This window comes from Arsenophonus sp. ENCA (assembly GCF_002287155.1).
Lineage (GTDB): Bacteria > Pseudomonadota > Gammaproteobacteria > Enterobacterales > Enterobacteriaceae > Arsenophonus > Arsenophonus nilaparvatae.
This window is the reverse complement of the sequence record NZ_NHNG01000147.1, coordinates 1-7,262: the sequence shown is the minus strand read 5'-3', so window position 1 is coordinate 7,262 and position 7,262 is coordinate 1. Positions and strand designations below refer to the sequence as shown.

5 protein-coding genes and 3 pseudogenes are annotated in these 7,262 nt (G+C 39.8%); 1 reads left to right on the top strand and 7 read right to left on the bottom strand.

The genetic code is table 11. The features are described 5' to 3' along the window. Positions 1–394: 394 nt before the first annotated feature. Positions 395–928: pseudogene (locus tag CBG25_RS04080) on the top strand (AAA family ATPase); the annotation flags it as partial. Positions 929–996: 68 nt separating this feature from the next. Here CBG25_RS04080 and infA read toward each other — a convergent pair. The 7 genes and pseudogenes from infA to CBG25_RS04045 all read right to left on the bottom strand — a co-directional run. After that, positions 997–1,215 carry a translation initiation factor IF-1 gene (infA, locus tag CBG25_RS04075; protein ID WP_004244560.1) on the bottom strand — a complete coding sequence of 73 codons (219 nt, stop codon included), beginning with the start codon at positions 1,213–1,215 and terminating at the stop codon, positions 997–999. Continuing rightward, a pseudogene (locus CBG25_RS04070) lies at positions 1,173–1,266 on the bottom strand (hypothetical protein); the annotation flags it as partial. The pseudogene CBG25_RS04070 and the gene infA, both read right to left, overlap by 43 nt. A gap of 278 nt (positions 1,267–1,544) precedes the next feature. Further along, a complete protein-coding gene (gene aat, locus CBG25_RS04065) occupies positions 1,545–2,261 on the bottom strand; it encodes a leucyl/phenylalanyl-tRNA--protein transferase (RefSeq protein ID WP_290604699.1) in 717 nt (238 codons plus the stop codon). A 28-nt stretch (positions 2,262–2,289) separates the two neighbouring features. Further along, complete coding sequence (gene cydC, locus CBG25_RS04060; protein WP_290604697.1) at positions 2,290–4,023, bottom strand: cysteine/glutathione ABC transporter ATP-binding protein/permease CydC; 1,734 nt, start codon at positions 4,021–4,023, stop codon at positions 2,290–2,292. 1 nt (position 4,024) lies between these two features. Next, positions 4,025–5,797: a cysteine/glutathione ABC transporter permease/ATP-binding protein CydD gene (gene cydD, locus CBG25_RS04055; protein ID WP_290604695.1), complete on the bottom strand. Its 1,773-nt coding sequence runs from the start codon at positions 5,795–5,797 to the stop codon at positions 4,025–4,027. A gap of 156 nt (positions 5,798–5,953) precedes the next feature. Then, on the bottom strand, positions 5,954–6,919 hold the full coding sequence (trxB, locus tag CBG25_RS04050; RefSeq protein ID WP_290604694.1) for a thioredoxin-disulfide reductase: 966 nt from the start codon (positions 6,917–6,919) through the stop codon (positions 5,954–5,956). 131 nt (positions 6,920–7,050) lie between these two features. Further along, a pseudogene (locus CBG25_RS04045) lies at positions 7,051–7,262 on the bottom strand (hypothetical protein); the annotation flags it as partial.

The window sequence follows — 7,262 nt, the reverse complement described above, 5'->3', positions numbered from 1 at the left end:
ATTTGAAAACACCTTTGTTTTATATTTTTTTCTCTCAACCCATACTGCAACATCGAATTTTAATTTAGCGACATCAATACCCACTGAGGTTTTGATCATGGTAAATTCTCTCATGAAAAACAGATAATTGAATATATCGTCCTAACCTTCCTTATAAATACGTGCTCGTAGCACAAGATACCGTTCGGTTTTGAAGACGATGATGAATATGTCACCAGGGTTTAATCTGAGGTACAAGCTCTAAGCTTAAGGCAGCGTACAAACTCACCGGTAACATCCCAATGATCAGTTGGGGATCATTAACCTTTGACAGTCAATGATCAAGATATAAGAACAGCGTAAAATTTACTTCAATCACCGAAACACCCTTATTTCACTATTAAGCAACACGCTTAATGGTACTTTAACCGATAATAATGGCCGTAAGGCTGATTTTCGTAATGTTGTCTTGGTAATGACCACTAATGCGGGTGTGCAAGAAACACAACGTAAATCGATTGGTTTTACTGAGCAGGATAATAGTACCGATGCATTATCAGAGATAAAACGAATTTTCGCGCCTGAGTTTCGTAATCGATTGGATGGCATAATTTGGTTTAATGGTTTAAAACCAGAAATTATTGCCCAAGTTGTTGATAAGTTTATTGTTGAGTTACAAGCGCAACTTGATGAAAAAGGTGTATCAATTGAAATCAGTAATGCGGCACGTCAATGGCTTTGTGCTAAAGGCTATGATAAGGCGATGGGAGCCAGGCCGATGGCAAGAGTGATCCAGGATAATTTAAAGAAACCTTTAGCTAATGAACTTTTATTTGGTCAGTTGAGTCACGGTGGTGCTGTTAAGATCGATCTGAATAAGAAGACGCAAAAATTAACTTATCATTTTGAAGGTATGCATAAAACCAAACCAGAGAATGCAATAATTTAATTACAGATGGTTTATAACCATAGACGATATTCCAATCGTCTATGGCAAGAGCCTGAGAGAAGAGGCGATCAACGGCTACGAAAGATGATTCTGCCTTTACTCAGATCATAAGGTGTTAACTCGACAGTCACTTTGTCGCCCGTCAGAATACGGATATAATTTTTACGCATTTTGCCAGAAATATGCGCAGTAACTACGTGTCCATTTTCTAGTTCAACACGGAACATGGTATTGGGCAGAGTATCTAGTACTGTACCTTGCATTTCAATATTGTCTTCTTTGGCCATCTAATCCTCTGAGTTAATCACCAAGTTTTTTACGGGCAAGATAATGCCGAAAAACCCTCCTTATGTAAAGGAGTGTCGAGTTTAAAGTCACTTTTTCTTTTTATCAAGATACGAAAATTACAGCATTAAAGCTTAGTAGTACAAAAATATACAACAAGTATACGGTTTGAACAACGCGAACGATAAAAAAATAAAATGTAATAATATCATAGCAAACCATTTAACTTAGTTTGCAATAGCATGAATGATTCGGTCACTTATATCTTCAAATTGATGCTAAATCAGCTATCTGTTGCCTTTGTTTAGGTAGAAAAATATTTTCCAGTTAATCATTCAAAATGATTAATTTCTTCTGCACTGGGTAAACTTATGGTTTGCTTTAGCCAACATGCTTTATCGATAGGTTGATCGCGATATTGATAGAGATAATTTAAAAACTGTACTCGAGGGATCTCTTTCACACCTAAAGAGGCGGTATATGCATTAATTATTTGACAATCAAACAGTTTTCCACCGAAACGCAGGAAATGGTGATAAAAAGCAATAAGTGCATATTTAGAACCGTCACTAACACGGCTAAACATCGATTCACCACAAAAAATTTTACCAACATTAACGCCATATAGTCCACCAATTAATTTTGTGTTGTACCAAACTTCAACGGAATGAGCAACGCCCAGTTGATGCAAAGCAGTATAGGCTTCTATTATTTGGTGGGTGATCCAGGTTCCTTCTTGCCGTTGTGCGCAGGCGGCAATAACCTGTTCAAAGTCATGATTTAGCGTAATGGCATAAGCGGTTTTTCTCATTCTTTTTTTAGTTGTTCGGCTAATGTGTATTTCTGCTGGCAAGAGAACTGCACGTGGATCTGGCGACCACCATAATGGAATTTCAGTTGGGTTAAACCAAGGGAAAATCCCTTCATAATAGGCAGATTGTAATCTACCAACAGCCAGATCACCGCCGATGGCTAGTAAACCATTGGGTTCATGTAGAGCATATTCGGGTGCTGGAAAGATATAAGATCCATCATCAAGCTGAAACATATAACCGTCCTATTAACTAATTTTGTAATTATGTTAGTACTATTTGAGCTTGATAATATTGAAAATAGCGCCCTTTCAATTGTAATAATTCTGCATGGGTCGCTTGCTCAATAATTTTTCCATCATCCATCACATATATTTGATCCATTTTTTCCAGACCCTGTAAGCGGTGGGTAATAACTAACAAGGTTTTGTCCTGGCAGTGCTGTTGCAACTGAATTAGTATCTGTTTTTCAGTTTTTACATCTAATCCTTCAGTCGGCTCATCTAATAAAATTATTGGCGCATCATAAAGTAGGGCTCTTGCGATACCTAATCGCCGTTGTTCGCCACCTGAAAGTTGTCGGCCACCTTCACCGATCCAACTATCGAGCCCTTGATTTTTAATCAGGCTGCCTAAACCGACTTGTTTTATTACTTTTGTTAGTAAGGTATCACTTGCATCATCTTTCGCTATTAGCAGATTATTACGTAAAGTATCACTAAAAATATGAGTTCGCTGTGGAACTACCGCCATTAATTTACGTAATGTTTTCTCATTATAGTGATTAATTGGGTGGCCATTTATCAAGATCTGGCCTGAGCTGACATCCCATGCACGGGTTAATAATTGTAACAGCGTAGATTTACCACAACCAGTTTTACCTAGTAGCGCAACATGTTCACCTGCATTGAGCGTTAAAGAGATATTTTTTAATGTCGGTTGCGGTTGTTTGGGATAACTGAAGTGCACTTTTTGCAATTTGATATCAACCTGATTATTCGTTGTTATATCTGAAGCGGGAAATGTCACGGCTGGCTTCTGATTAATTAACTCCATTAAGCGATTTGCTGAAGTAACCACTTGCCCTAAATATTGAAATGCAACCGCCACCGGCCCAAGAACTTCAAACGCAGCTAAGGTACAAAAGACGAACAGAGCAATAAGCGCACCGGGTTTATGCTGTTCACCAACACCAGTTGCTGCCATCCACATTAATAGGGTTGCGGTAAGGCCGGAGATAAAAATCATAATAGATTGTGATAGCGCGGTTAAGTTAGATTGCTGTTGTTGGCGTTTTAGCCAGTTGGTTTCTAGATCGGTCAATACTTGCCGAAAACGAGGTAAGGCCCCAAAAACAGTTAGTTCCGCTTGTGCCTGAATAATATTGATTAAACAAGCGCGATATTGGCTGCGAAATATAGTCAGATCGTGTCCAATAGACTTTCCCGCCTGATAAAAAAACCAGGGTAAGGTAATCAGCAAACACAGCATAATTGTGCCCAGAGTAAGGGCAAGAAATGAGTCTAATGTACTTAATGCCAAAGTGAGTAAAATAGTAATAACCAAAGCAGCAAAAATGGGAGAAAGCACCCGTAGATACAAATGATCAAGGCTTTCGACATCAGCTACCAGACGATTAAGAATATCTCCTTGGCGATAGTGTGCGATACCGCCAGGTGAAAGCGGGAATAGTTTTTGAAATGTAAATATCCTTAAATGTGCTAAGACACGAAAAGTTGCATCATGGTTAACCAACCGTTCGGCGTAACGGCTGGCAGTTCGGATAATTGCTGAGCCACGAACGCCTGCTGCGGGTAGCATATAATTAAAGGTATACAGTCCGGCAGCGCCTGCAAGTGCCGTTCCGGCTAAAAACCAACCTGATAGAGTCAGTAGACTAATACTCGCCAGTACTGCAATAATGGTTAATATAATGCCAAGATTAAGTAGTAACCAATGACGACGATATAGCGCAAGAAAAGGGAGTAGTACACGCATATTATATCTCCTCTGCGCGATAAGTTAGCAGGCGGCTAAAAGCTCCTTTAGTCTGGCTTAGCTTGCTGTATGTGCCTTGTTCAATAATTAAACCATTTTCCATCACCCATATTTGATCATGAGCGGCAGCTTCTGCTAATAAATGTGTAACCAGCAAGGTTGTTTGTTTAGTCGAGGCTGTATTAAGTGCTGTCATCACCCGTTGCTCACTTTGCATATCAAGACTTGCTGCTGGCTCATCCAATAAAAGCAAATGACAGGGGTTTAATAACGCGCGGGCGACAGCAATTCGTTGTGCTTGTCCAACGGATAAGCGAGCGCCATTTTCGCCAATTTGGGTATCAACCCCCGTGGGTAGATGCTTAATAAACTCGGTTACATAAGCATTTTCCATTGCAATATTGACTGCGGCTGCAGAAGCTTCGGCTGAATAGAGACGTATATTGTCAATAATGGTTTGTGCGGGTAAATGGGGATTTTGGCCAACCCAGCTAAGTTGTTTGCGCCAATCAGCCATATCGAGATCCCTAAGTTCGATTCCATTAACCGTTAGCGATCCACGATAGGGTAGGAAACCCAGTAATGCATTTAATAGTGAACTTTTGCCAGCTCCGCTTTGGCCGACTAACGCGATGCGTTGGTTTGGCAATAGGGTGAAATTTAACGGGCCAGCCAGGCGTACATTGTCATGAGAAAAAATTTCTAGTTGCTGTGCTGTAATAGTTAATGGTTGAGCTGGCGTCATTAGTTGATTGTTTTGCGATAGTGGCGATGGTTGTTCTATGCTGGCTAATAATGTAAATAGAGATTCTGCTGCGCCTACTGCTTGTGCTTTAGCATGGTAATAAGTGCCTAAATCACGTAGTGGCTGAAAAAATTCCGGGGCGAGTATCAAAGCCAAAAAACCAGCAAAAAGGGTAACTGGTATGCCATAATTACCAAAATGTAATTCGCCTAAATATGAGAAACCAAAATAAACCGCGACAATGGCGATGGAGATTGACGCGAAGAATTCTAACACTGCCGAAGAGAGAAATGCCATCCGTAAGACTTCCATGGTTCTTTTACGAAACTCTTCGGTTGCTTGTTCAATATCTTTTATTTCTTTGCTGGCACGGAAAAAAAGTCGTAAGGTATCCAGTCCACGTAAACGATCGAGAAATCTACCGCTTAATCGGGCTAAAGCAACAAAATTTCTTCGATTAACATCAGCAGCGCCCATCCCAACTAATATCATAAATAAGGGGATTAAAGGCGCGGTGATAAATAAAATTAAGCCAGCCGCCCAGTTAAGCGGGAAAATTGCAATCAGAATGATAATCGGGATCATAGCGGCTAAATACATTTGAGGTAAATAGCGAGCGTAATAATCCTGTATGTCCTCAATTTGTTCTAAGATGATAGTAGCCCAACTACCAGCGGGTTTATTTTTAACCCAAATAGGTCCTAATTGGTTAAGTTTATGTAGTACCATGCTACGGATCTGCTGGCGAACAATTTTGCCACAAACAAATCCAACACTTTCTCGTATAAAATTAATTATTGCTCTTACAATAAATACACAAATGAGTAATGAAAATTGAACAAGTAGTTGTTCTCTCGGTACATTGTCTATAATTAATGCTTGTAGAATGGTGGCTAAAAGCCAGGCTTGGGTAACGATAAGTAGGCCACTAATAATTCCCAGTAACATGGATAAGCGTAGCCAGTGTTTAGCTGGTGCTGATTGTTGTTTCAACCATTTGACCAGTTCAGTTTGTTTTTGTTTATCCATAGTGATGATTTTATATACCGGCGTTAAGTTAATTATTACAACGGGTTGATGTTAATTTTATCTAATATCAACTTTAGAGGTATGTTACAGCTAAAAAGGCGCTATTTCGACAGCGCCTGCTAAAGAACTTTATTAAATTATTATAATTTGTAACATTTATTTGCGGTATAACGCATCTAAATAACGTTCGGCGTCAAGGGCGGCCATACAACCAGTACCTGCCGAGGTAATCGCTTGACGGTAGATATGATCCATAACATCACCGGCAGCGAAAACACCTTCAACCGAGGTTTGGGTCGCATTGCCTTTAGTCCCAAATTGCACTTGAATATAGCCATTTTCTAACACTAACTGATCGGCAAAGATACTTGTATTGGGCGTATGGCCAATAGCGATAAATACGCCAGTCACGGAAAGCATCTCTATGTTGCCATTTTGGGTTGAACGTAAATTAATTCCAGTGACACCACTACTGTCACCTAATACTTCATCGAGAGTAAAATTGGTATGTAATACAATATTGCCAGTTTTTACTTTTTCCATCATCCGCTGAATAAGGATTTTTTCGGCTCGAAATGTTTCACGTCGATGAATAACATGGACTTCTGAAGCGATATTTGATAGGTAAAGAGCTTCTTCAATAGCGGTATTTCCACCCCCCACAACAGCAACTTTTTGTTTGCGATAGAAAAAACCATCACAGGTGGCACAGGCTGAAACACCACGACCTTTAAAGGCTTCTTCAGAAGGTAAACCCAGATAGCGAGCTGAGGCGCCGGTAGCGATAATAAGTGCATCGCAGCTATATATTCCATTATCGCCAGTCAGTTGGAACGGCCGTTGCTGCAGATCAACCTTATGAATGTGATCATTAATAATGTTTTCTTCTGCCGTAAATTTTTTAGTATGTTGCAGCATGCGTTCCATCAATACCGGCCCCATTAATTCGGAATGATCCCCAGGCCAATTTTCAACTTCGGTGGTTGTGGTTAATTGTCCGCCTGGTTGAACGCCGGTGATTAATACCGGACTTAAGTTTGCTCGGGCGGCATAAATTGCTGCTGTATAGCCAGCTGGGCCAGATCCAAGAATAACAACTTTACTATGATTGGTGGTGTTCATAGATGCTCCATTTTTTAAGAATATTTATTCAATGTGGCGATTGTAGGAGATTAGAAAAATTAAAAAAAGTAAATTGAATTAAAAGATGATAAGGAATAGTCATTTTTATTAGCCACGAGTTTCGCACAAAACTAATTTGGGTACACTAATAAAACACGGATGTGCTCAGCAATAGCATTTTTGATTACGTCCCAATTTTGTTGATAAAGGGTTATTTTTTCAGATATACGACGTTTATGTTGTTCAAACCACGCAGAAATAGCGAGAAAAATATGATTTCTTTGCGCTCGGCTCGTGCGAGCCTGACAGCGTTCAATACCACAATTTTGTTTAACTTCTCGAT

Bases quoted from the DNA above. Each gene is read 5' to 3' on its own strand.
- infA (WP_004244560.1), bottom strand. From the start codon at position 1,215: ATGGCCAAAGAAGACAATATTGAAATGCAAGGTACAGTACTAGATACT.
- aat (WP_290604699.1), bottom strand. From the start codon at position 2,261: ATGTTTCAGCTTGATGATGGATCTTATATCTTTCCAGCACCCGAATAT.
- cydC (WP_290604697.1), bottom strand. From the start codon at position 4,023: ATGCGTGTACTACTCCCTTTTCTTGCGCTATATCGTCGTCATTGGTTA.
- cydD (WP_290604695.1), bottom strand. From the start codon at position 5,797: ATGGATAAACAAAAACAAACTGAACTGGTCAAATGGTTGAAACAACAA.
- trxB (WP_290604694.1), bottom strand. From the start codon at position 6,919: ATGAACACCACCAATCATAGTAAAGTTGTTATTCTTGGATCTGGCCCA.